The organism is Kluyvera cryocrescens NBRC 102467, assembly GCF_001571285.1.
Taxonomy (GTDB): domain Bacteria; phylum Pseudomonadota; class Gammaproteobacteria; order Enterobacterales; family Enterobacteriaceae; genus Kluyvera; species Kluyvera cryocrescens.
On the sequence record NZ_BCTM01000020.1, the window covers coordinates 87,270 to 111,471 of the forward strand.

Here is a 24,202-nt window from a genome sequence, read left to right on the forward strand (position 1 = left end):
AGATAAATGACTCGGTCTTGATTCTAAGCCGCACCAGTTAAGGGTTGCAGAGACAGTCGGGCGGTATTAATTCATAACAGTTACCCCTGAACCGGGCGGCACAGTTCAATCGTGAGAGGTGTTTCAACCCGACAGGCGAACTTTCCCTACAAAGACGATAGGGCCGGATGGGCCAATAAGCTTCGAGCCACCAACGGGTTCAAGGCTGACGGCCAGGGTGGTTTGGTTGTCCAGCGTGTCTCCGGCTAAGCGGAACTCATTGTGTCCCGGTTGGGTAATAAGCCCGATCGCCTGCGGCGGTTCACGGCCTTTGATAAGCCATAACTGCAGGTTTTTTTCCTGCGGAAGGGCCACGTTAAGGGCTGATACCTGCAGAGTTCGTGCCGATTTATCAACGCTGACCACAAACTGCGCATCAGATTGCGTCCCGTTGAGGATCGCGATCGGTTGCAGGGCCGGCGAGGGGGCGGGTTGTGTGACCATATTGAAAATCAGCACTGCCGCGAGGGCCGCCGCCAGCGACCAACCGAGCCATGCGGCAGGGCGTAACGGCGTTGGAGTATGGGTTTCATGATTCACTTTGCGGGCAATTCGTTGCCAAACTTCTGCTGAGGGGGCGCTCTCTGGCGTGAGGGCATCCATCCCGCTAAAGGCTTTTTGCCAGTGCAATACCTGCTTTGCAAAGGCCTCGTCGTCATTAAGACGTTTGTCGAGCTGCCGGCGAGTCGGAGTATCCAGCAGCCCAAGGACATATTCGGCGGCCAGAATGGCATCTTGTTCCTGAGTGTTCATAGGCCAATACACTCCCGAAGATGGCTTAACGCCCGTCGAATCCAGCTTTTCACCGTGCCTTCGGGCTGATTCAGTGAGCGCGCAATTTCGACTTGTGATAAACCGCGATAATAGGCCAGCGCAATACTTTGCCGCTGCTCCGCAGGGAGATGCGCCATACAGTGCTGCAGTAGTCTGGCTTCCTGATGAAAATCTTCAGCTGGCAGCGGTGCGCGCGATAATTGATCGGCTTCGTTAATATCGTCGACCGAACAGCAGCGATGTTCATGTTTGCGTAAATAATCAATCGCCCGGTGACGGGCAATGTGATTGAGCCATATTTGCGGTTCGCTGCGCTGCGCGTCGTAGTAAAGCGCCGACTGCCAGATTTGAATAAACGTATCGTGGAGGATCTCTTCGGCCAAATCCCGTCGTCGGACAATACGTAAAATAATACCGAATAGCCGAGGCGACAGCGTTTTGTAGAGCAGTTCCAGTGCCTGTTTATCACCACTGGCTATCTGGTTCATTAATCCTGCATGGATCTGCGCGGTATTTGTGGTCATTAGTGTCCCTGTTAAAGGTGCAGCCACGGGGCAGTGGCTGCACACAGTATAGGCAACAATTGGTTTATGGCATCAGCACGGTATCGATAACATCAATCACCCCATTGCTTTGATGAACGTCGTAAGTGCTGATGTTGGCAATATTACCGCGCACATCTTTCAACTGGATATTATGCGGACCGTTGGCCATCACCCACAGCGACTCCCCGTTGACGGTTTTTAATTCCGCTTTCCCGCCACCGGCGATGATTTTTTTCTCAAGGGCTTTAATATCGTACTTTCCGGCCACCACGTGATAGGTCAGTACAGCGGTGAGCTTCTGTTTATTTTCCGGTTTTAGCAGTGAATCCACCGTGCCCGCCGGCAATTTTTCAAATGCCGTGTTCGTGGGGGCGAAAACGGTAAACGGTCCAGTCCCTTCAAGAGTCGGTACCAGGCCTGCGGCTTTTACCGCGGCAACCAGAGTGGTGTGATCTTTTGAATTCACCGCATTTTGCACAATGTTTTTTGACGGATACATTGCTGCACCGCCCACCATTACGGTGCTGTTGTCCATCATAGCCGCCTGAGATACGCCGCTCATGACCAGTGCTGAAAAAAGAAGAGATGGCAGAAATTGTTTCATTTTCATTTCCTCATTCATGTTTTCACAGAAGGACTCCGTAGCCCTCATGAAGTAATACGATTGAGAAAGGAAAACGGATGCACGCGATCGACCATTATTTTTCAGCACGCAACGTGAACAGGTGAATTATATCAGTTACATAAAAATGCATATTTTTTAACGCTGATATAATATAGACGCTCAGTTTAACGTCATCGGGAACCATGATGAAAAAGTACCAGCGTCTCGCTGAACAGATGACAGAACAGATAGCCCTGGGGGTGTGGCAGCCGGGCGATAAGCTGCCGTCGCTGCGCGAGCAGGTGGTGAACAGCGGAATGAGTTTTATGACCGTCAGCCACGCCTACCAACTGCTGGAAAGCCAGGGGCGCATCGTGGCGCGTCCACAATCCGGCTATTATGTCGCACCGCGTCCGGTGGCGACGCGGCCCGTAGCTGCCCCTGCTCAGGTGATGCCGGATAACGCCGTTGACATCAACACCTACATTTTTGAAGTGCTACAGGCCAGCCGCAATGCCTCGGTGCTGCCCTTTGCTTCGGCGTTTCCCGATCCCAAACTGTTTCCTCTGCCGCAGTTAAACCGTTCGCTGGCGCAGGTCAGTAAAACCGCGACCGCCATGAGCGTGATTGAAAACCTGCCGCCGGGGAATGATGAGCTTCGTCATGCGATTGCCCGCCGTTACGCTCTGCAGGGGATGACTGTCTCGCCGGATGAAATTGTGATCACCGCAGGTGCGCTGGAAGCCTTGAATTTAAGCCTGCAGGCGGTTACTGAACCGGGTGATTGGGTCATTATCGAAAACCCCTGCTTTTATGGTGCTCTGCAGGCCCTGGAGCGTTTGCGCTTGAAAGCGCTGTCGGTGGCAACCGATGTGAAAGAGGGAATCGATCTGGATGCGTTGGTGCAAGCGTTGGAAACGTACCCGGTTAAAGCCTGCTGGCTGATGACCAACAGCCAGAATCCATTGGGCTTTACCTTATCGCCGGAGAAAAAAGCCCGGCTGATTGCCATTCTGAGCGCACACAACGTGACGCTGATTGAAGATGATGTATACAGCGAACTGTACTTTGGCCGGGAAAAGCCGCTGCCGGCGAAGGCGTGGGATAAAAGCGATATGACGCTGCACTGTAGCTCATTTTCGAAATGTCTGGTGCCGGGGTTTCGCATCGGCTGGGTGGCGGCCGGTAAACATGCGCGCCGCATTCAGCATTTGCAGTTGATGAGTACGCTGTCGACCAGTTCTCCTATGCAGCTAGCGCTGGTGGATTATCTGGCCACCAAACGCTACGACGCCCATCTGCGGCGCCTGCGCCGACAATTGGCGGAGCGCAAACAGCTTGCCTGGCAGTCGCTGCTGCGATCTCTGCCGCCGGAGGTGAATATTCATCATAACGACAGCGGCTATTTTTTGTGGCTGGAGCTCCCGGCGGGAATGGATGCGGGCCAGCTTAGCGCTAAAGCGCTGGAGCACCATATCAGCATTGCGCCGGGTAAGATGTTTTCAACGACAGATAACTGGGCGTCGTTTTTCCGCTTCAATACGGCCTGGGGCTGGGGGGAGAGGGAAGATAAAGCGGTAGAAACGCTGGGCACGCTTATTCGGCAATTAATGACGTAAATTCACTCGCCCTATTTATCCCCGTTTAATGATATTAAATGGGGATTTTTTTATTCCGGTCATAGGAAATTCGCATAGCGACCGATGGCCGGTAACTCCTTGTCTATAATCCAGATTATCTATTACCCATACCGCTTATTTGCGGAATGCGCCCTTGGTCACAACCTGTACAAATTTCTTAAGGTCGCACAGGTGGCCGGCATAGCGGCGTCTATTTTTAAACAGGGAGATATTTTTAACGGCACGGCTGCCGCTCAATTTCATTGTGACAGGAGTAAAACTTTATGAGCAAGAAATTTGCCCGCAGCAGCCTGTGCGCGCTCGTCATGACCGTGGCTACCGCCCATGCCGCAGAACCCCCAGCCTCACTGGCGAAAGGTGAAGGCCGGCTGGATATTATTGCCTGGCCGGGATACATCGAACGCGGTCAAACCGACAAGCAATATGATTGGGTCACGCAGTTCGAAAAAGAGTCTGGCTGCCAGATGAATGTGAAAACGGCCGCCACCTCGGATGAAATGGTCAGTCTGATGGCAAAAGGTGGATACGATTTGGTGACCGCCTCCGGCGATGCGTCGCTGCGCCTGATTATGGGCAAACGCGTGGTGCCAATTAACACTGCGCTGATTGAAAACTGGAAAACGCTCGATCCGCGGCTGGCGAAAGGCGCGTGGTTTAACGTCGATGGCAAAGTCTACGGCACGCCCTACCAGTGGGGGCCAAATCTGCTGATGTATAACACCAAAACCTTCCCAACGCCGCCGGACTCCTGGAGCGTGGTTTTCGTTAAGCAAAATCTCCCGGATGGTAAAACCAACCAGGGCCGCGTTCAGGCCTATGACGGCCCAATTTACATTGCCGATGCTGCGCTGTTCGTTAAAGCGACCCAACCGCAGTTGGGGATTAGCGACCCGTATCAGCTCACTGAAGAGCAGTATCAGGCGGTGCTGAAAGTGCTGCGTGACCAGCACGGATTGATTCACCGCTACTGGCATGACACCACCGTGCAGATGAGTGACTTCAAAAACGAAGGCGTCGTGGCCTCCAGCGCCTGGCCATATCAGGCCAACGGTTTGAAGGGTGAAGGGCAGCCGATTGCGACCGTTTTCCCGAAAGAGGGTGTGACCGGTTGGGCGGATACCACCATGCTGCACGCCGAAGCAAAGCATCCGGTATGCGCCTATAAGTGGATGAACTGGTCGCTGACGCCGAAGGTTCAGGGTGACGTCGCTGCCTGGTTTGGTTCGCTGCCGGTGGTTGCTCAAGGTTGTAAAGCCAGCGCACTGCTGGGTGATAAAGGCTGCGAAACCAACGGCTACAGCTTCTTTGACAAAATTGCCTTCTGGAAAACGCCGATTGCCGAAGGTGGAAAATATGTTCCGTATAGCCGCTGGACGCAGGACTACATCGCCATTATGGGCGGCCGTTAATCATCCAGGAGTCCATCATGACGTATGCAGTAGAGTTTCATGACGTCTCGCGACTTTATGGTGACGTGCGGGCGGTGGATGGCGTCAGTATCGCCATCCACGATGGTGAGTTTTTCTCTATGCTGGGGCCGTCAGGCTCCGGCAAAACCACCTGTTTACGGCTGATCGCCGGATTCGAACAGCTTTCCGGCGGTGCAATTTCTATCTTTGGTCAACACGCCAGTGAACTGCCGCCGTGGGAACGCGACGTGAATACCGTCTTCCAGGACTACGCGCTGTTTCCGCACATGTCGGTGCTGGATAACGTCGCTTATGGGCTGATGGTCAAAGGCGTGGCGAAGAAAGAGCGCCAGAACAAAGCCGCGCAGGCGCTGGAAAAAGTGGCGCTGGGGTTTGTCGGGGGGCGCAAGCCGTCGCAGCTTTCTGGCGGTCAGCGCCAGCGGGTAGCGATAGCGCGAGCGTTGGTTAATGAACCGCGCGTGCTACTGCTTGATGAACCGCTGGGCGCGCTGGATCTCAAGCTGCGCGAGCAGATGCAGCTTGAGCTGAAAAAGCTGCAACAGGAGCTGGGGATCACCTTTATCTTCGTCACCCACGACCAGAGCGAGGCGCTGTCGATGTCCGATCGGGTGGCGGTGTTCAACAACGGGCGTATCGAGCAGGTGGATACGCCGCGAGCGCTCTATTTGCGACCGCGAACGCCGTTTGTCGCCAGCTTCGTCGGGACTTCTAACGTTTTTGACCCGCAAATGGCGAAAGCCCTGTGCGGAATGGATGGCAACTGGGCGCTGCGCCCGGAACATATTCGACTCAATGAGCAGGGCGAAGTTCAGGCCCGCGGGCAGGTACAGGCGGTACAGTATCAGGGGGCGGCGACCCGCTATGAGCTGCTGCTGGAGGGCGGCGGCAAGCTGCTGGTCAGTCAGGCCAACTTCTCCGCTGGGCTCAACGCTGATGGCCCTTCGGTCGGCCATGCGGTGCTGGTGTCGTGGGCGCGGGATGCGATGGTCGCGCTGGACGGAGGGAGGTGAATGGACATGAGCATGACGCCGGTTCCTCCTTCCCGTGGACTAAAACGCCTGTCGAGCCTGTTCTGGCGGCGGCCAACGCTGGGGCTATTCCTTTTGCTACTGGCTCCGCTAATGTGGTTCGGCATCGTGTATTTCGGTTCACTGCTGACGCTGCTATGGCAGGGTTTTTACACCTTCGATGACTTCACCATGTCGGTGACGCCAACGCTCACGCTGGCAAACCTGTACGCGCTGTTCAATCCGGCTAACTACGACATTATTGTGCGCACGCTGGTGATGGCGCTCGCCGTCACTCTCGCCAGCGCGCTGCTGGCCTTTCCTATGGCGTGGTATATGGCGCGCTACACCCGCGGTAAGCAAAAGGCCTTTTTCTACGTGGCGGTAATGCTGCCGATGTGGGCCAGCTATATCGTTAAAGCCTATGCCTGGACGCTGCTGCTGGCGAAAGACGGTGTGGCGCAGTGGTTTCTTAACCATCTGGGTCTGGGGCCAGTGCTGAGCGCGATTCTTGCGGTGCCGGGCGTCGGTGGCAATACGCTGTCCACATCTGGTCTGGGGCGGTTTCTGGTGTTCGTCTACATCTGGTTGCCGTTCATGATCCTGCCGGTGCAGGCCGCGCTGGAGCGCATTCCCGCTTCGCTGTTACAGGCTTCGGCAGATCTGGGCGCACTACCGCGTCAGACTTTCCGCCATGTGGTGATCCCGATGGCGATTCCCGGCATTGCCGCGGGTTCTATCTTCACCTTCTCGCTGACGCTGGGCGATTTTATTGTTCCGCAGTTGGTGGGGCCACCGGGTTACTTTATTGGCAACATGGTGTATTCCCAACAGGGGGCGATTGGCAACATGCCGATGGCGGCGGCGTTTACGCTGGTACCGATTGTTCTTATTGCCCTTTATCTGGCGTTTGTGAAGCGCCTGGGAGCGTTCGATGCACTCTGAACGGGCACCGCTATTTCTGCGTATTGCCGCCTGGGGCGGCGTCATTTTTCTGCATTTTCCGCTCGCGATTATTGCTATCTACGCGTTTAACACCGAAGACGCGGCGTTTAGTTTTCCCCCTCAGGGGCTGACGCTGCGCTGGTTTAGCGAGGCAGCAGGGCGTGGGGATATTTTTGATGCGGTGACACTGTCACTTAAAATCGCTGCCTTCTCCACCGCGATTGCCTTAATACTTGGCACGCTTGCTGCAGCAGCGCTTTGGCGACGGGATTTCTTCGGCAAAAGCGCGGTGTCGCTGCTGCTGCTGTTACCTATCGCACTGCCGGGTATTGTCACCGGTCTGGCGCTGTTGACGGCATTTAAAACCGTCAATCTGGAGCCAGGGTTACTCACCATCGTGATTGGTCACGCGACGTTTTGCGTCGTGGTGGTGTTTAACAACGTGATAGCCCGCTTTAGGCGTACCTCGTGGAGTCTTGTTGAGGCTTCGATGGATTTGGGTGCCAATGGCTGGCAAACCTTCCGTCACGTGGTGCTGCCGAATCTGAGTTCAGCGCTGTTAGCCGGGGGAATGCTGGCGTTTGCGCTATCGTTTGATGAAATTATCGTCACCACCTTCACCGCGGGGCACGAGCGCACGCTGCCGCTGTGGTTGCTCAATCAGTTAGGACGGCCGCGTGACGTACCGGTCACCAACGTTGTGGCGCTGTTGGTGATGATACTGACGATGATACCGATTTTAGGGGCGTGGTGGCTGACTCGCGAAGACGAAGGCGCCACCGGCGGAAGTACGACGTTTAAATAGAACAGGATCATGCTATGCAACATAATTTACTGATTAATGGTGAACTGGTGGCGGGTGAAGGTGAAACCCAACCGGTCTATAACCCGGCGACCGGGGAGATCCTGCTGCATATCGCTGAAGCCTCGGCCGCCCAGGTGGATGCAGCGGTAATGGCGGCTGACCGTGCATTTGAACAGTGGGGGCAAACCACGCCAAAACAGCGTGCGGAATGCCTGCTGAAACTGGCCGATACGATCGAAGAACACGCCGAAACTTTTGCAAAACTGGAGTCGCTTAACTGCGGCAAACCGCTGCATTGCGTCATGAATGATGAAATCCCGGCGGTTGTCGATGTGTTTCGTTTTTTTGCCGGCGCAGCGCGCTGCCTGAACGGACTGGCGGCGGGGGAATATCTGGAAGGACATACCTCAATGATTCGCCGCGATCCGGTTGGCGTGGTGGCCTCTATCGCGCCGTGGAATTATCCGCTGATGATGGCAGCGTGGAAGCTGGCGCCCGCGCTGGCGGCGGGTAACTGTGTGGTGATTAAACCGTCGGAAATCACCCCGCTGACGGCATTGAAGCTCGCCGAGCTGGCAAAAGATATCTTCCCGGCTGGCGTTCTCAACGTGCTGTTTGGCCGGGGTAAAACCGTTGGCGATCCGCTAACCGGACACGCCTGCGTGCGGATGGTGTCATTAACCGGTTCTATTGCTACCGGCGAACACATTATTGCCCACACCGCGCCGTCGATTAAACGCACCCATATGGAGCTAGGCGGTAAAGCGCCGGTGATTGTGTTTGATGATGCGGATATTGATGCGGTAGTTGAAGGGGTCAGAACCTTCGGTTTTTATAACGCGGGCCAGGATTGTACTGCTGCCTGCCGGATCTATGCGCAAAAGGGCGTGTATGAAACGCTGGTGGAGAAGCTGGGCGCGGCGGTTGCCAGCATCCAGTTGGGTTCACCAGACGATCCCGCCACTGAACTGGGACCGCTGAGTTCGCAAGCGCACCTGATGCGGGTCAGTGAAGCGGTGACGCGTGCCAAAATGCTGCCGCATATCAACGTGGTGACCGGTGGCGAAAAGGCTGCCGGCAAGGGCTATTACTTCCAACCGACCCTGCTGGCAGGTGCACGGCAGGAGGATGATATCGTCCAGCGTGAAGTCTTTGGTCCAGTCGTCAGCGTTACCGAGTTTGCAGACGAAGCCGAAGTGCTGGCGTGGGCGAATGACTCGCAGTATGGCCTGGCCTCATCGGTATGGACACAGGATGTGGGACGTGCACACCGCCTGAGCGCCCGGTTGCAATACGGCTGCACGTGGGTTAATACCCATTTTATGCTGGTGAGCGAAATGCCGCACGGCGGTCAGAAGCTGTCAGGCTACGGCAAAGATATGTCGCTGTATGGTCTTGAGGATTACACCGTGGTTCGGCATGTGATGATAAAGCACTAATTACTCCTTTCGCGGTAGGCGTTCAGCCTGCCGCGCGTCTGGACATTTTTGACATGCCAGGGACAACGTGCGAGGATCCGCGCCGTTGAAAAACTGAGCATAGTTAGCGTGATGAATAAAAGTCTGGTTGGTATCGCCGTGGCCATCGCCGCAGCAATGAGTTTTGGTATTTGGTTTTCTGCAGGGCGCATTGCGGCTTGTGATGGTAATAACCGCGCGACGGCGGCCTGTTTAGGCGAGGCCTGGGACGCGGAAAAGGTGAATTTAATTCCGCAGTACGATCCGAATCGCTACGTCAGCGATCCGACCGCTGACAGTATTTTCTCTCCTTCCCAGTTAAAACGCTAAGTAAAGCCTGAATCACAGAATTAACATCCGTACAGGCATAGGATAATCCTGTATTGATTTCGGTATGCAGCTCATTCATCTGGAAATGCGTGGCTGCGTGCTGGATACGTTCAGGCGAAAAGTGGCGAAAAACTTGATGTGCGTCAAAAAACGTAGCATATTGCGCCGCTTTAACAATCAATGATAAGGATTCAATTGGTGACGCTGTACCAACATATGCTCATCTTTTATGCGGTGATGAGCGTAATCTGCGCCTTTATTACCTGGTTTCTGACGAAAGAAAGCGCCACCATTCGGCTTATTGCCGCGCTGTTGATCGGCGCAACCTGGCCGTTTAGCTTCCCGGTTGCGCTCCTGCTGTCGCTGTTCTGAAAGCTATTTGCTCAGATCGCTAAGCAAAACGGCAATGCTTTTCCCGCCTTCCGTCTGCTCGAGGGCTATTTTGACGATGATCGTCAGCGGCACCGACAGCAGCATCCCGACTGGCCCGAGCAGCCACCCCCAGAAAATCAACGACAGAAACACCACTAAAGTCGACAGCCCCAGGCCGCGCCCCATGATGCGAGGTTCGAGAATGTTGCCGAATACCAGGTTAATGACCAGGTACCCCGCAAGTACGATAAGCGCATCGTAAAAGCCGCTAAATACCAAAACCTGAAGGATAGGGGGAATTGCCGCCAGCACCGAACCAATGTTCGGAATATAGTTAAGGGCAAAGGCTAACAGGCCCCAGATAAAGGCAAAACGCACGTCCAGCAGCTCCAGCATTCCCCACGCCACCAGACCGGTGACAAGACTGATTGCCGTCTTTAACACCAGATAATGTGACACGCTGTCCAGTGCGCGCTGAATCGCCGCCATCCCTTCAATCGGGCGGCTCATCACCTGCTCAAACTTCGCCGGCAGCTGCGGGACCTCCAGCAGCATAAACACCACGGTGAGTAGCAGAAGAAAGATGGATGACATCGCGTTAGAGAGCTGCGTCAATAGCCGGGAGACCAGCGTCATGGCGGCATTAGGATCGATATATTTAATCAACTCATCGGGGCTAACGCCAATACCAAAGCGCTGCATCCAGGGCTGGAGATTATAAAGCGGAACCGCCAGCGAGGACCGATACTGCGGCAAAGTTCGCGTAAGCTCGTTGAGTGAGGTTCCCAGCGAGGCGAGCAGCAGCACGGCGGCCATAATGATAACCGCAATCAGGCACGAAATCGCCAGCACCCGCGGTATGCGCCAGCGCACCATCAGTTGGACGACGGGGTTAAGTACTACGGCAATAAACAGCGCCAGTATAAAGGGGACAATGATGTCCGCGGCGAAGCGAATGCCGGTCAGAATGATCACCAGCATGCCCAGCATGATGACAATCTTTAATCCATTAAGCGTAATGATCGGCCTGGACATGGCGGGTTAACTCCAGCTAAAAACTATAAAGAAGATGATAATTGCGAATTGCCTGATAATAAATGCATTTACATCAAACAACATCAGTAAAGATTTGAAAACATTTTGAGATACTTCGACAACTGTGATAGAAATTAGCTGTGTTTAACTACTGAGGACAATTTTACTCCGCAATGATGAGAAGCAATACCGCGGATAATTGTAATTTTATGGACAATATGTTCAGGACGTACATTTCTACCAAACCTTCTGTTTTACCTTCCTATTCTGCCTTCTGTGGTGAGCAGCACTGGCGCAACGCGCTGTAGTCTTCTTCTTCATTTGAGCTAAATTTTAATCATTTTTTTTCAGTTTGCGTTTCTCGCAAGCTGCGACGGATTATATTCTCATGCAGGAGAAGCACCATGTTTTATTGGATTTTATTAGCCCTCGCTATCGTTGCTGAAATTACGGGTACGCTGTCTATGAAATGGGCAAGCGTCAGTGATGGAAACACCGGCTTTATTTTAATGCTCGTGATGATCGCGCTTTCATATATTTTTCTTTCGTTTGCAGTCAAAAAAATTGCCCTCGGCGTGGCCTATGCGCTGTGGGAAGGAATCGGTATTTTACTGATCACCTTATTTAGCGTGATGCTGTTTGACGAAAGCCTGACGGTAATGAAAGCGGCGGGCCTGGCGACACTGGTTGCCGGTATCGTGTTGATCAAATCGGGTACGCGTAAATCTCCGCGTAAAACGCTGGATAAAGAGGTGAACCATGCAGCAGTTTGAGTGGGTTCACGGCGCGTGGCTGGCAGGTTCCATTGTTCTGGAAATTGTCGCTAATATTTTCCTGAAGTTCTCTGATGGCTTCCGCAACAAACTGTACGGCATTCTGTCGCTGGTCGCCGTACTGGCGGCGTTTAGCGCGCTGTCACAGGCGGTAAAAGGAATCGATCTCTCGGTGGCTTACGCCATCTGGGGTGGATTTGGGGTTGCCGCAACGCTTGCGGCAGGGTGGATCCTCTTCGGTCAGCGCTTGAATAATAAGGGCTGGGTCGGTTTGGGCCTCCTTCTGGTCGGAATGGTACTGATCAAACTTGCCTGATGTGATCGCTGCCCGAGAAATCGGGCAGCGAAATCGCCCGTCTGTATTACGCTTGTAACAAAGGGGTGTTTGCACGTATGCGAGGGTGATACATGTTAAATCCGTCACGCTGGCGTAATATTGCCACGGCCAGAACGCTATTTGTGATGATCTTTTTGGCCGGCATTGGCCTGATATTTTCTATTATCTCGTTACTTTATCTCTCGCAGCAGCTGATTAGCACAAAAACTAACGATATTGACGCTCGCCGGTCCGCGCTTTCCGTTGACGGCGCGATTCAGACATCAATCAATCGTGTTATGTCGCTGGTTATCGATAATGCCATCTGGGACGACGCGGTCCGTAAAGTTTATCCCCCGACGCTGGATACGACCTGGCTTTATAATACCTGGGGTGCGGGTTACAAAATCAACAATCTCTATGACGGTACTTTTGTACTCGACGAAAACTATCGTGTGCTGTGGGGCTCGTTTCATTCCAAACCCTTTGATGAAAAAAATCTCAGCTTTTTCGGCGAAGGGTTACAGTCGCTTATTAGCAAAAACAGGCAGCCGCTGAGCGAAGGGAAAAACATGTTCGCCGGTATTACGCGCACCCGGGAAGGGATCGCTTTTATCGGAATCGGGTTGATTCGGCCGATGACCGGTCGGCTGGAGGTCTATGACGCAACCCGCCGCTATCTGGTGATTACCCGCCACGTCAATCCGACGCTGCTACGCAACCTCGGCAATACCTTTCAAATTGAAAATCTGACCCTCGCCGATGCGCCGCAAAACCAGTACAACATTCCGATTCGCACCGCCGGGGAACAGGTTGTGGGTTGGCTCAACTGGCAACTGCGACAGCCGGGGGCTGAAGCGGCCAATGCCGCCTCACCGCAAATCCGCGAAATTGTGTTGCTGGCCGCTGGGTTGATTCTGCTCTTTATTGTCCTTAGCAGCCTTGGGCTTTGGAAACTGGCCCGGGGTGAGCGGCAGGCGCGCGAAATTGCGCTGACCGACTGGCTCAGCCATTTGCCCAACCGACGGGCGCTGATCGAGCAGCTTGAACGCATCAGCTTACGCGGTGATAAAGACCCGAAAACGGTGGTGTTTATCGATCTGGATGGGTTTAAAGATGTGAACGATATCTACGGCCATGACGTCGGCGATATTTTGATTATCCGTATTGCCGATATGCTGCAAACGCTGGTGCCGCCTGGCGGAATGCTGGCGCGCATGGGCGGTGATGAATTCGCGATGACGGTGGCCAACGTTCGGAAGCCCTGGCGACTGATTTTGCCATACGGGTGCTGGATTACCTTAATACTCCAATCCGTATTGGCGAACGGACGCTGCATATCAGCGCCAGTATTGGCATCGCCAGCGGTACGTTACAGGGCAGTTCCAGCTCCGAACTGTTCCGCCAGGCCGATATCGCGATGTACCATTCTAAAATCACCGGTAAAGGGCGTATTACCCACTATGACGCGGAGCTCAATAGCGTTCGCGAATACCAGCTGTCGATTGAAAATGATATTCGCCATGGTCTCGAACATGACGAATTTGAGGTGTGGTACCAACCGATTGTCTGTGCGCGATCTCAGGCGATGGTTGGCGTGGAGGCGCTGGTACGCTGGCCACGCCGGGCGAAGGGCGAACTGATGCCGGATGCCTTCATCTCGATTGCCGAGACCAGTGGGCTCATCTATTCGCTGGGGCAGTTCGTGCTGGCCCGCGCCTGCCGCGACCTGCTGGCGCACAATGATTTGAAGCTGTCGGTCAATATCTCCCCGGCCCAGTTTCGCGACCCGGAATTTGAAGAAAAAGTCTCTAGCGTGTTGAAGTCGTCGGGTTTCCCGCCGGCGCGCCTGCAGCTGGAGGTGACCGAAACGTATGTGCTGGAAAAACCGGAACGCGCGCGTGCGGCGATCTCAGCGCTGAAAGCGCTGGGCACAGCCGTGGCGCTGGATGATTTTGGCACCGGGTATTCCAGCATTGGCTATTTGCGTCGCTTTAACTTTGACACCATAAAAATAGACAAATCGTTGGCAGGACTGGTCGATAATGACGACCAGGCGGCAGCGCTGGTGGGGGGGACGATTCGTATTGCCAGCGCGCTGGGGATGACGGTGATTGCCGAAGGCGTGGAAACCGAGAAACAGATGAAGCTGTTGCGTCTTGCGGGCTGCGATCAGCTGCAGGGCTTTTACTTTAGCGAGCCGATGCCGCTGTCATCGCTGCTGGCATTGCGACACCAGCAGCGCTTAAGTTAGTTGCCTGCGGCCAACGCCTCGAGCTTATCGCGAAAACCGGTGACTGAAATCGCGCGATTATCCGCGCGCCAGCGGTCTTTTGCGGCCGGCGCCGAACTTTGTACCGCAATCACCTGCCAGCCCGCATCGGTTTTTAACAGCAGCGGAGAACCGCTATCGCCCGGTAGAGTATCGCACTGGTGCGATAGCACCGACGTTTGTGCCCAACCGGTCACCGTACAATCCTGGTGGCTATAGAGAGATTCAAGGTGGTCGACCGGATAGCCCGATTGCGTCACCTTCCGATCCACCGCCTTGAGCGCGGCGGTTAGTTCAGCCTTGTCGCCGGTAAACAGTGGGATGGGCGTGATACCGGACGGCGGATAACGCAGCACGATCAGGCCAAAATCCCAGGGAGCCGCGGAGGCGGGGACAATCCAGCCATCACCATCAGCCTTCAGCCGTTTACCCAAAGAGGGATCAACGCGTCCCTCAATACCGTGAATTTCATAGCGCCAGCTGCCTTTTTGCGAAATGAATCGCAGCGCGACGGCTTTGTCCAGCTTACCGCGCGGGGGTTCCAGCAGGCAGTGCCCGGCGGTGAGCGCCAGGTTGGGGGAAATTAAGGTGGCGGTACACAGGTTGCCGCTCGCGGTTTCCAACTGCCCGATAGCATCCCACGGTGGCTGCGCGGGATTGGTCACCAGAACGCGGTCGTCCTGGCCAAAAAACAGGGTTTTAATATCTTTTGCGCTGATGTCACTATCGCCGTCATCGGCATGTGAAATTAAAGGCAGTACTGCTAACGATCCCAGTAAACAACACACCAAGGCTGTACGCATATCACTCTCTGATGGGGCAATTATGATTATTAAAGAAATACCCAATGAGACTACTATAGACGGGAGAAATGAAAAGTGGGAGAAAAATCAGCGAACTACACTCAGTAAAAGAAAAACTGGGTCGCAATAAGAGCGCAGACGATGAGTAAAGCCAGGATGAGCTCGAAACGATAGCGCCGCAACATGATTGCTCTCCGGGAAAAAATCGGCGCTATAAAAGCGCCGATGTATTATCAAGAATTAACTTCCGCTTGAATTACGCAGCTGGTTGAGCAGCTGGTTTTGCAGCTTCGTGTTTCACTGCTTTTTTGTGTTTCTTAGCAGCCTGAGCTTTCTGAGCTACAGCTGGTTTAGCAGCCGCTTTTTTGTGTTTTTTAGCAGCCTGAGCTTTCTGCTCTACAGCTGGTTTAGTCGCTGCTTTTTTGTGTTTTTTAGCAGCCTGAGCTTTCTGCTCTACAGCCGGTTTAGCGGCGGCTTTTTTGTGTTTTTTAGCAGCCTGAGCTTTCTGAGCTGGAGCGGCTTTCTTGTGTTTTTTGTGATGAGTGGTTTTCGCTGGTGCCGCGTGGGTAGCGGTCGCAGCGGCAGCCGGAGCCGGAGTGGCAACAGCGTCAGCAGCGAATGCAGCGGAAGACAGACCCATAGCAGCGGCAACAACCAGAGCTAATACTTTTTTCATTCTCATACCCTCGAATTGGTTTTTTCATTCAACCCCACTGCGGGGCCGTTGAAAGAACTATACCTACGAGCGTCGCAGCCTTCCGTGAGTGATTGGTTTCGGCGTGTAACGTAATGTACGAGATTTGTCGACTCTGTGTACGGGGCAATTTTCATTACCCCGTATACAGTTAGCTGCGGCAGGTGGTCGGGTTGGCTCGCTGAGACAGGAAGACGCGCAGGAGAAGGGCGAAGGCCATCGCTACCACGACGGCGGCAATCAGATAAATGCTTTCCAGCCCATAGTAGCCAGCAATCCAGCCTGCCACCGGGCCGGTGATCCCCAGCGCTAAATCCAGGAACGCGGAGTAAGTCCCCAGCGCGGTTCCCTGGTTTTGCTCTTCCACCTGTTTAACCGCCTCAACGCCCAGCGCGGGGAAGACCAGCGAGAAGCCGGAACCGGTGAGAAATGCGCCAATGCCTGCTATCCATGCGTTGGGAGCCTGCCAGATTATCAATAAGCCTAAACACTCCACCACGAAACAGATGAGCGAAACGCGAATACCGCCAAAGCGGATGATGGTATTGCCTAGCACCAAACGAATGCAGATAAAACCGATGCTAAAGAGCGACAGCGTGAATGCCGCGCCTTGCCAGCCATGAGTGGTAAAGTACAGGGTAATGAAGGTGGCGATGACGCCAAAGCCGACGGTGCCCAGGCCTAATCCAAGGCCGTATGGCCAGATCTTGCGGGCGACAACGTGGAAAGGCGCGCGGACGCCGGCGCTTACGCTGACATCGTCACGGGTGCGGGCAAACAGTAGGCCTATCAGCGCAATGATGACGATAAGCGAGGCGAACCCGGCGATACCAAACCAACCGTTTAGCAGCACGCCTAGCGGCGCACCGGCGGCCATAGCCACGTAGGTCGCCACGCCGTTCCACGAGATGACCCGCGAAGTGTGGATAGCGCCCACGGTTTTAATGCCCCACAGCGTCGAGCCGGTGGAGGTAAAGCTTTCACCGACGCCAAGAAACACGCGACCTATCAGCAGTAATCCCACCGCGGCGAGTGGGCTGGCAAATGCGGCGGCAGCAGCGAGGGTGAACAAGCCGCTCATCATGCAGCAGATGATCCCAAGGCATACCACCTTTTTGGGCCCCCAGATATCGGTATAGCGTCCTGCATGGGGACGGCTGACGAGGGTGGAAATATATTGCAGGCTGATAACCGCACCGGCGACCAGCGTACTGTAACCGAGATCGTAATGAATGAACCCCGGCAGTACCGCCAGAGGAAGCCCGATGGAGAGATAGCAAATACAGGTGAAAACGACGATCGAAATAATACGTAGATTGAGCTGCGTGTTGCTGGTGTTGGGAGTCATAACGCGACTTTGATCAGACCAAATGGGGCTTCATTATAGAAAGTGTCAGCTAGTATGGCGAGGCGATAAGGCATTTTATGGCAATAACATAAGTACAAAATATAAGGGGCGGAGACTTATTCACCGCCCCTAATGATTAGCGTAAGCGTCTGTGCAGCAGAAATCCGGTCAACAGAGCACCAATGAGTAGAAGGGCGATGAACCCGCCGACGCCGTTCCAGCCGTACTGATGCCAGAATACGCCGCCCAGCGTCCCGGCAATGCTGGAACCCAGATAATAGCTAAACAGGTAGAGCGATGACGCCTGGCCTCTGGCGCGACGCGCGCGCGGGCCAATCCAGCTACTGGCGACGGAGTGTGCGGCAAAGAAACCGGCGGAGAACAGCAGCATGCCGGGGAAAATCACCCATAGCGGCGAAAACAGCGTCAACAGCAGGCCCACCAGCATGACACCGGTGAAGAAGATCATCACGGGGCCGCGACCGTAACGCGTCGTCATCACCCCGGCTTTCGGAGAGCTCCATGTTCCGGTCAGATAGGCAACGGACAGCAGGCCAACTACCGCCTGATTCAGCGACCACGGTGACAGCATCAAACGGTAGCCAATGTAGTTAAACAGCGTGACAAAGGCGCCCATTAACAGAAAACCTTCTACAAAGAGCAGTGGAAGACCGCGATCGCGCCAGTGCAGGCGGAAGTTAATCAGTAGCGATTTAGGTTTCAGCGAACTTGGACGGAAGTGGCGGGATTCCGGCAAAATCCGCCAGAACATGATTGCCGCCCCGAGCGCAAAAGCGCTGATGACCGCCAGCGCCACGCGCCAGCCGAAGAAATCGGTAAATACCCCGGTGAGCAGACGTCCGCTCATCCCGCCAATGGAGTTCCCGCTGATGTACAGCCCCATGGAAAATGCCACAAAGCTGGGATGAATTTCCTCGCTGAGATAGGTCATGCCAACGGCGGCTACGCCGCTGAGCGAGAGACCAATCAACGCGCGCATGATTAAAATCCCGTGCCAACTGGTCATCATTGTTGACAACAGCGAGCAGCACGACGCCAGCACTAAGGCGGTGACCATCACCTGTTTACGGCCAATCGCATCGGACAGTGGGCCCGTAAACAGCAAACCTACCGCGAGCATGGCGGTGGAAACCGACAGCGAAATACTGCTTTGCGCGGGGGATACGCCAAATTCATGCGATAGCACCGGCAGAATCGGCTGTACGCAGTACAGCAGGGCGAAGGTCGCAAGCCCGGCGGAAAAGAGCGCCAGCGTGACGCGGATAAACGGCGGCGTACCGCGACGAATAAAGGTATTGGAGACTGAAGGGCTATCATCGCGGACATCAATAACGGGAGTATGGTCTGCGGTCGTTGTGCGGCTCACGGGAAAATCCTTGCTTAAAAACGAGATGTAATAACGACATAGGTCACATAATTAGAGTAGGAAAATGTAAATATTCTGTCTAATATATTAATAATCTCAATTAAGACGTTTAAAATATGAATATTGAGCTTCGCCATCTTCGCTATTTCGTGGCCGTCGCCGAGGAGCTGCATTTTGGACGCGCCGCCGCGCGCCTGAATATCTCGCAGCCCCCGCTGAGTCAGCAGATTCAAATCCTCGAACAGCAGGTGGGCGCTCGTCTGTTTGCCCGTACTAATCGCAGCGTGAGCCTAACGGAAGCAGGGCGGCAGTTTCTGGCCGACAGTCGGCAAATTCTGCTCCAGGTCAATGAGGCCGCGGCGCGGGCAAGCCGGCTGCATCATGGTGAGACCGGCGAACTGCATATCGGCTTTACCTCTTCGGCGCCGTTTATTAAGGCCGTTTCCGACACGCTGTCGACGTTTCGTCAACGTTATCCCGATGTGCATATCCAAACGCGAGAAACCAACACCCGCGAGCAAATTTCACCGCTCACCGAGGGAGGACTCGAACTGGGGCTGATGCGCAATACGCAGTTGCCCGACACCCTCGATTGGCAGGTGATTTTGCGCGAACCGCTACTGGCAATGATTCATCGCGATCATCCGTTGGCCAGCCAGGCGTCGGTGAGCCTGGTCGAACTGGGCAAAGAGCCGTTTGTCTTTTTTGATCCCCACGTTGGAACCGGGCTATATGACGATATTTTGGGGTTGATGAGACGTTACGGTGTCACGCCTACGATTACCCAGGAGGTGGGTGAAGCGATGACCATCATTGGCCTTGTGGCATCGGGGTTAGGCGTGTCGATTTTGCCGGCTTCATTTCGCCGCGTGCAGCTGCAGGAAATGCGCTGGGTTCCGATTGCGCAAGAGGATGCGGTCTCGGAAATGTGGCTGGTTTGGTCAAAGCATCATGAGCTCAGCCAGGCGGCGGAGCGTTTTAAACAGCATCTGTTAACTGCGGCAAAGGTGAGCGTTTCTACGCCAAAAGTGTGAAAAAATGTGCAGTAAATCACAAGGCTAAGTAAAAATTTGACGCAGGCCATTGAAGTACTTCACCATAGCCCAAAGTTTATTTCGAAGCGCGAAAATAAGGGAGTTTTACGGTGGTAGCGGACAGTCAGCCAGGCCATATCGATCAAATCAAGCAGACCAACGCAGGGGCAGTTTATCGCCTCATTGATCAGCTCGGCCCGGTGTCCCGTATTGACCTCTCCCGACTCGCGCAACTGGCTCCGGCCAGTATCACCAAAATCGTTCGCGAACTGCTGGAAGCTCATCTCGTTCAGGAGACGGAAATTCAGGAAGTCGGCAGCCGAGGGCGACCCGCTGTCGGTCTGAAGGTTGAAACCGAAGCCTGGCATTATCTTTCCGTCCGTATTGGTCGCGGTGATATTCACCTTTCCCTCCGTGATTTAAGCAGTAAGCTGGTGGTGGAGGAGCTGCTTGAGCTCGCGCTTGAGCACGAAGAGCCTTTCTTAAGCCGCGTACTGGCGCATATCGACCAGTTCTTTATTCGTCACCAGGCGCTGCTTGAGCGCTTAACGGCAATCGCCATTACGCTGCCAGGTATTATTGATACCGAAAATGGCATCATTCACCGCATGCCGTTCTATGACGTCACCGATGTGCCGCTGGGCGCAACCCTCGAGGCGCATACCGGCGTGCCGGTCTATATCCAGCATGACATCAGCGCCTGGACGATGGCCGAGGCGCTGTTTGGCGCGTCGCGCGGGGCGAGGGATGTCATTCAGGTGGTGATTGACCATAACGTTGGGGCCGGCGTGATTACCGATGGCCGCCTGCTGCATGCCGGCAGCAGTAGTCTGGTCGAAATTGGCCATACTCAGGTCGATCCCTACGGTAAGCGCTGCTATTGCGGTAACCATGGGTGTCTGGAGACCATCGCCAGCGTGCAGAGCGTGCTTGAGCTCACACAAGTGCGGATGCAGCAATCGATGAGCTCAATGCTGCATCAAAAGCCGCTGACTATTGATTGGCTTTGCCAGGCGGCGCTACAGGGTGACCTACTGGCAAAGGACATTATCGGCAGTATTGGCACTAACGTTGGGCGCATTCTGGCCATCATGGTCAACCTGTTTAATCCGCAAAAAATCCTTATCGGTTCGCCATTCAATCTGGCCTCTGAAATTCTCTTCCCGGCGATTGCTGACTGCATTAACCAGCAATCACTGCCAGCCTACAGCAAGCACATTTCCGTGGAGCAAACGCAGTTTTCTAATCGGGGCACCATGGCGGGTGCTGCGCTGGTGAAGGACGCGTTATATAACGGAACATTACTGATCAGACTGTTACAGGGTTAACAATTTTTTGCGGTTTTGCAAAAAATTGCGCTAACTCAATCTGCCCTAGCCGTGCATCACGTAAACTTTCACTCGGTTGAATTATTCATTGCCTTGATTTTTTCAGGCGTCGCAGTGGGGTTAGTTAGTCATGCTTAATCGTTTCTTTATAACTGGAACTGATACTTCTGTCGGTAAGACGGTGGTTTCTCGTGCGCTATTACAGGCGCTCGCCGCCAGCGGGAAACGGGTAGCGGGATATAAACCGGTTGCAAAAGGCAGCAAAGAGACCGCCGATGGTCTGCGCAATAAAGATGCGCTGGTACTGCAAAGTGTTTCATCGCTGGCGTTGCCTTATGAAGCAATCAATCCAATCGCGTTGAGCGAGGAAGAGAGCAGCGTCGCGCACAGTTGTCCAATCAATTACACCTTGCTCTCCGATGGCTTAGCGAATCTGAGCCAGCAGGTGGATAACGTAGTGGTCGAAGGAACAGGCGGCTGGCGTAGCCTGATGAACGATCTGCGTCCGCTCTCTGAATGGGTGGTACAAGAGCAGCTACCGGTCCTGATGGTGGTGGGGATCCAGGAAGGGTGCATCAACCACGCGCTGTTGACCGCGCAGGCGATTGCCAACGATGGGCTGCCGCTGATTGGCTGGGTGGCGAACCGTATCAACCCTGGGCTCTCGCACTACGCGGAAATTATCGACGTGCTGAGCAAAAAATTACCGGCACCGCTGATTGGCGAACTGCCGTATTTACCGCGTCCAGAACAGCGTGAGCTGAGTCAATATGTTGATTTAGCGATGCTCAGCAACGTGCTGACGGTAGATCGAATCCTGGCGTAAGGTGCGAGACAGCACCGAGGCAATGACGCAGGCTATCAATAAACCGGGCAGTAGCGCATATTGCCCGGTCATTTCACAAATCATCAGCGTCGACATCATCGGTGCATGCGTGGTCGCCGCCAGCAGCGTCGCCATACCGGCGATCCCCAATAAGATGGCCATGCCGCGATCGGCGTGGAAGACAAAACCCCACGTATCGGCAAATAAAATTCCTACCGCGAGCCCGATAAACAATGTTGGTGTAAAGACCCCGCCAGGCGCACCCGAGCCACTGCTGGCAAGAATTGCCAACAGTTTGCACAAGAATATACCGGCGATGGCCGCGAAGACCGGCGGTGCAATCAAAAAGCCCTGCACCACACTATAGCCGTTGCCCCAAACGGCGGGCGTCAGTAGCGACAGTAGACCCACAACCAGTCCGCCGAGCGCAAGCTGAAAAGGGGGGGAAAGTTTGAGACGAAGAAAAGCACGGTGGCTGATGTCCATCAACCCCATCAGCAGCGGCCCACCAAAACCACAGACAAGCCCGGTCGCGAGCATCAATGCATAGTGAGTCGCGGTTAGCGTGGGTAATTCGCCGACGCGGTACAGCAATTGCGCACCGCCGTTCATCACCTGAGTGGTCAACAGGGCGACCACCGCAGAAATGACCACCGGCCCCAGCGACGCCAGCATCAGCGTACCGAAAAGGATTTCGGCGATAAACAGGCTGCCAGCCAGCGGTGCATGATAGGCGCTAGCCATCCCCGCTGCGGCCCCGCAGGCAATCCACAGTTTCCATTCGTCCTTCGGCGTAAAGCGCTGCGCAAAAAATGAGGCCGCTAGCGCTGCCAGCAGGATCATCGCACCTTCACGACCAATGGCGCTGCCGCTGGCCACCACCAGCAGCGACGCCGCTGATTTCACGAGACTAGCGCCGGTGTCGAATTTTCCTTCATCACTGTCCAGCGCTTCCATGTAGTCGGTCGGCGCATGCGGACGCTGGCGAGTGTAGCGCTGCCAGCCCCACAGCAGCGCTCCGGCAGCTAACCCGCCCAGCGCTGGCGTCAGCAAACGCCGCCACCAGGCTAAGCCTTCCGCTGCGTTGACCAGGCTCCCGCTGTCATTGCTTAACAATAACCATTCGAGCAAGTACATGGCATGGCGGAACAAAGTCACCGCCAGCGCCGCCAGAACGCCGATCACGGTAGCGATCAGCAGGCGACGCAGCATGGCTTTGATGTCAGGGTAGTGGTGAAGACGCTGCATGGTGCTTAGCGGTACAGCTTTTTATCTGCCACCGGGATCAGCAGATGGGACTGCCAATGACCTAGCGTCTGCTGAGTCAACCGACCCAGTGCGGTAAAGAACGGATGATCGGCCTTAGCGATAAATTCGGCGATAAAACGCGGGGCCCACGGCAGCAGATGCCAGGCAAGAAGCTGGTCACAGGCGGGCTGGCGATCGTTTTCAACCAGCCAGGCGGCCAGCATCAGCAGGGTGCCGAAGTGATCTTCCGGTTCATTTTGTTGCACATCGAAGGCTATTTGGTTATCGCGCATCCATTGACGCAGCGCCAGCGTGGAGTCGCCAAATAAGACGTTTTCGCGATCCAGCCAAACGGAACCCCACGGCGGTGACGGCAATGCCGACGGGCCGATAAATAGACGTTGCCAGGCCTGAGGGAGTGATTCATCGCTGGCAGCGGCAAAACCGGCCGATAGCATATCGGCATCCTCAACGGGATAGGGCCATTGGGTTGCCCATTCGCCATTGTGAAAGGCGGCAACCAGCGGCTCAGCCAGTGCGCTATCCGGCGCAAAGTAAAACAGCGCGCCGAGAACGCGGGCGGAAAAGGCTAAAGCGTCGTTATGCTGAACATCATTCATTACTGCATTTCCTTAAATGCGTGCGGGACGTATCCCGCACCAAGAGATTACCCGGCAATCGCCATACCGACGGTCATATGCAGGCCGTAGAACAACCCGCGACCGATTAATTCACCCGCCAGCACCAGCAGCAGACCGATGGCTAAGCCGAAAGCGCGCGGTGGAACCCGGCGCAGCAACGGACAAATCCAGCAGCCTAAACCCGCCGTCAGCAGCACAAAACGCCAAACCTGCAGGCTGCCCCAGTCAGGGAGCAACGCATTGGCCTGTTGTACCGAACTGTGGATGAAGCCCAGTTCAGTGGTCTGCATCACGACAACGGCAAGGCTTGCCAGCAGCGCCAGTACGCTTAATGACGCAAAAAACTTGCCGTTGAACGGCACTTTCGCCAGTTTTAGCAGCAGGGCGGCAAACAGCGGGCCGGTGAGTACCACGGTTAAGAAGAACGATGCGGTCGTGTAACCATTATACCAGGTTGGCACCGTATCTATCTGATAAACACGCGTCATGGCCCAAACAAATAGCAGACCCAATACCATGCTGATGGCCAGCCAAAGGCGTCCGAGCGCT

Annotated in this window: 26 protein-coding genes and 1 pseudogene; 15 read left to right on the forward strand and 12 right to left on the reverse strand. The window is 54.7% G+C overall.

What is annotated here, in order from left to right; genetic code table 11:
• Positions 1 to 123: 123 nt before the first annotated feature.
• From KCR01S_RS15415 to KCR01S_RS15425, 3 genes are all read right to left on the reverse strand, one after another.
• A complete protein-coding gene (locus KCR01S_RS15415; RefSeq protein ID WP_061283629.1) occupies positions 124 to 792 on the reverse strand; it encodes an anti-sigma factor in 669 nt (222 codons plus the stop codon).
• Entirely contained in the window at positions 789 to 1,337 is a 549-nt protein-coding gene (locus KCR01S_RS15420) for a sigma-70 family RNA polymerase sigma factor (RefSeq protein ID WP_061283631.1), read from the reverse strand. The genes KCR01S_RS15415 and KCR01S_RS15420 overlap by 4 nt, the downstream gene beginning before the upstream one ends.
• A gap of 64 nt (positions 1,338 to 1,401) precedes the next feature.
• On the reverse strand, positions 1,402 to 1,962 hold the full coding sequence (locus KCR01S_RS15425) for a fasciclin domain-containing protein (protein ID WP_061283680.1): 561 nt from the start codon (positions 1,960 to 1,962) through the stop codon (positions 1,402 to 1,404).
• Positions 1,963 to 2,168: 206 nt separating this feature from the next.
• On the opposite strand from KCR01S_RS15425, the gene KCR01S_RS15430 reads away from it, so the two are divergent.
• The 8 genes from KCR01S_RS15430 (at position 2,169) to KCR01S_RS24295 (ending at position 9,948) form a co-directional block, all read left to right on the forward strand.
• Positions 2,169 to 3,581, forward strand: coding sequence for an aminotransferase-like domain-containing protein (locus tag KCR01S_RS15430; RefSeq protein ID WP_061283633.1), 1,413 nt, complete (start codon positions 2,169 to 2,171; stop codon positions 3,579 to 3,581).
• A gap of 284 nt (positions 3,582 to 3,865) precedes the next feature.
• Positions 3,866 to 5,011 (forward strand): putative ABC transporter substrate-binding protein YdcS, encoded by a 1,146-nt coding sequence (gene ydcS / locus KCR01S_RS15440; protein WP_061283637.1) that lies wholly within the window; start codon positions 3,866 to 3,868, stop codon positions 5,009 to 5,011.
• A 17-nt stretch (positions 5,012 to 5,028) separates the two neighbouring features.
• The gene (locus KCR01S_RS15445) at positions 5,029 to 6,042 is read left to right on the forward strand and encodes an ABC transporter ATP-binding protein (protein ID WP_061283639.1); all 1,014 of its coding nucleotides are present in this window, start codon (positions 5,029 to 5,031) and stop codon (positions 6,040 to 6,042) included.
• Positions 6,043 to 6,984, forward strand: a complete 942-nt coding sequence (locus tag KCR01S_RS15450; protein WP_061283641.1) for an ABC transporter permease — start codon at positions 6,043 to 6,045, stop codon at positions 6,982 to 6,984.
• On the forward strand, positions 6,974 to 7,789 hold the full coding sequence (locus tag KCR01S_RS15455) for an ABC transporter permease (RefSeq protein ID WP_061283642.1): 816 nt from the start codon (positions 6,974 to 6,976) through the stop codon (positions 7,787 to 7,789). The genes KCR01S_RS15450 and KCR01S_RS15455 overlap by 11 nt, the downstream gene beginning before the upstream one ends.
• 14 nt (positions 7,790 to 7,803) lie before the next feature.
• Positions 7,804 to 9,228 (forward strand): aminobutyraldehyde dehydrogenase, encoded by a 1,425-nt coding sequence (gene patD, locus KCR01S_RS15460; protein ID WP_061283644.1) that lies wholly within the window; start codon positions 7,804 to 7,806, stop codon positions 9,226 to 9,228.
• 108 nt (positions 9,229 to 9,336) lie between these two features.
• Positions 9,337 to 9,576, forward strand: coding sequence for a hypothetical protein (locus KCR01S_RS15465; protein WP_156478770.1), 240 nt, complete (start codon positions 9,337 to 9,339; stop codon positions 9,574 to 9,576).
• 198 nt (positions 9,577 to 9,774) lie between these two features.
• Complete coding sequence (locus KCR01S_RS24295; RefSeq protein WP_072129045.1) at positions 9,775 to 9,948, forward strand: GhoT/OrtT family toxin; 174 nt, start codon at positions 9,775 to 9,777, stop codon at positions 9,946 to 9,948.
• A 3-nt stretch (positions 9,949 to 9,951) separates the two neighbouring features.
• Here KCR01S_RS24295 and KCR01S_RS15470 read toward each other — a convergent pair whose 3' ends face one another.
• A complete protein-coding gene (locus KCR01S_RS15470) occupies positions 9,952 to 10,983 on the reverse strand; it encodes an AI-2E family transporter (protein WP_061283647.1) in 1,032 nt (343 codons plus the stop codon).
• A gap of 218 nt (positions 10,984 to 11,201) precedes the next feature.
• Between KCR01S_RS15470 and KCR01S_RS25880 the strand changes: the two genes are divergently transcribed.
• From KCR01S_RS25880 to KCR01S_RS25780, 4 genes and pseudogenes are all read left to right on the forward strand, one after another.
• Positions 11,202 to 11,291: a protein YdgV gene (locus tag KCR01S_RS25880; protein ID WP_419772951.1), complete on the forward strand. Its 90-nt coding sequence runs from the start codon at positions 11,202 to 11,204 to the stop codon at positions 11,289 to 11,291.
• 96 nt (positions 11,292 to 11,387) lie between these two features.
• A complete protein-coding gene (mdtJ, locus tag KCR01S_RS15475; protein ID WP_061283650.1) occupies positions 11,388 to 11,756 on the forward strand; it encodes a multidrug/spermidine efflux SMR transporter subunit MdtJ in 369 nt (122 codons plus the stop codon).
• Complete coding sequence (gene mdtI / locus KCR01S_RS15480; RefSeq protein ID WP_061283652.1) at positions 11,743 to 12,072, forward strand: multidrug/spermidine efflux SMR transporter subunit MdtI; 330 nt, start codon at positions 11,743 to 11,745, stop codon at positions 12,070 to 12,072. Before mdtJ ends, mdtI begins: the two co-directional genes overlap by 14 nt.
• Before the next feature lie 92 nt (positions 12,073 to 12,164).
• A pseudogene (locus tag KCR01S_RS25780) lies at positions 12,165 to 14,326 on the forward strand (bifunctional diguanylate cyclase/phosphodiesterase).
• On the opposite strand, the gene KCR01S_RS15490 reads toward KCR01S_RS25780, so the two are convergent.
• From KCR01S_RS15490 to KCR01S_RS15505, 5 genes are all read right to left on the reverse strand, one after another.
• Positions 14,323 to 15,147, reverse strand: coding sequence for a trypsin-like serine peptidase (locus KCR01S_RS15490; protein ID WP_061283654.1), 825 nt, complete (start codon positions 15,145 to 15,147; stop codon positions 14,323 to 14,325). The pseudogene KCR01S_RS25780 and the gene KCR01S_RS15490 overlap by 4 nt on opposite strands.
• A 101-nt stretch (positions 15,148 to 15,248) precedes the next feature.
• Entirely contained in the window at positions 15,249 to 15,332 is an 84-nt protein-coding gene (gene ydgU, locus KCR01S_RS25940; RefSeq protein ID WP_455648420.1) for a small membrane protein YdgU, read from the reverse strand.
• Between the two features lie 71 nt (positions 15,333 to 15,403).
• Complete coding sequence (asr, locus tag KCR01S_RS24300) at positions 15,404 to 15,823, reverse strand: acid resistance repetitive basic protein Asr (RefSeq protein WP_072277161.1); 420 nt, start codon at positions 15,821 to 15,823, stop codon at positions 15,404 to 15,406.
• A gap of 169 nt (positions 15,824 to 15,992) precedes the next feature.
• A complete protein-coding gene (locus tag KCR01S_RS15500) occupies positions 15,993 to 17,189 on the reverse strand; it encodes an MFS transporter (protein ID WP_061283657.1) in 1,197 nt (398 codons plus the stop codon).
• A gap of 136 nt (positions 17,190 to 17,325) precedes the next feature.
• Positions 17,326 to 18,576, reverse strand: a complete 1,251-nt coding sequence (locus tag KCR01S_RS15505) for an MFS transporter (protein ID WP_061283659.1) — start codon at positions 18,574 to 18,576, stop codon at positions 17,326 to 17,328.
• Positions 18,577 to 18,692: 116 nt separating this feature from the next.
• Here KCR01S_RS15505 and KCR01S_RS15510 point away from each other — a divergent pair, with 116 nt between their 5' ends.
• From KCR01S_RS15510 to bioD, 3 genes are all read left to right on the forward strand, one after another.
• Positions 18,693 to 19,610 carry a LysR family transcriptional regulator gene (locus tag KCR01S_RS15510; RefSeq protein WP_061283661.1) on the forward strand — a complete coding sequence of 306 codons (918 nt, stop codon included), beginning with the start codon at positions 18,693 to 18,695 and terminating at the stop codon, positions 19,608 to 19,610.
• A gap of 110 nt (positions 19,611 to 19,720) precedes the next feature.
• Positions 19,721 to 20,938, forward strand: coding sequence for a sugar metabolism global transcriptional regulator Mlc (gene mlc, locus KCR01S_RS15515; protein ID WP_061283663.1), 1,218 nt, complete (start codon positions 19,721 to 19,723; stop codon positions 20,936 to 20,938).
• 130 nt (positions 20,939 to 21,068) lie between these two features.
• Positions 21,069 to 21,764, forward strand: coding sequence for a dethiobiotin synthase (bioD, locus tag KCR01S_RS15520; RefSeq protein ID WP_061283665.1), 696 nt, complete (start codon positions 21,069 to 21,071; stop codon positions 21,762 to 21,764).
• Here the strand turns inward: bioD and clcB are convergent.
• The 3 genes from clcB to KCR01S_RS15535 all read right to left on the reverse strand — a co-directional run.
• Positions 21,717 to 23,012, reverse strand: a complete 1,296-nt coding sequence (gene clcB, locus KCR01S_RS15525; protein WP_061283667.1) for a voltage-gated ClC-type chloride channel ClcB — start codon at positions 23,010 to 23,012, stop codon at positions 21,717 to 21,719. The genes bioD and clcB overlap by 48 nt on opposite strands.
• Positions 23,013 to 23,017: 5 nt before the next feature.
• On the reverse strand, positions 23,018 to 23,632 hold the full coding sequence (gene dmsD / locus KCR01S_RS15530) for a Tat proofreading chaperone DmsD (protein WP_061283669.1): 615 nt from the start codon (positions 23,630 to 23,632) through the stop codon (positions 23,018 to 23,020).
• A gap of 47 nt (positions 23,633 to 23,679) precedes the next feature.
• Positions 23,680 to 24,202: DmsC/YnfH family molybdoenzyme membrane anchor subunit (locus KCR01S_RS15535; protein WP_167348831.1), on the reverse strand; the 523-nt coding region annotated here is incomplete at its 5' end.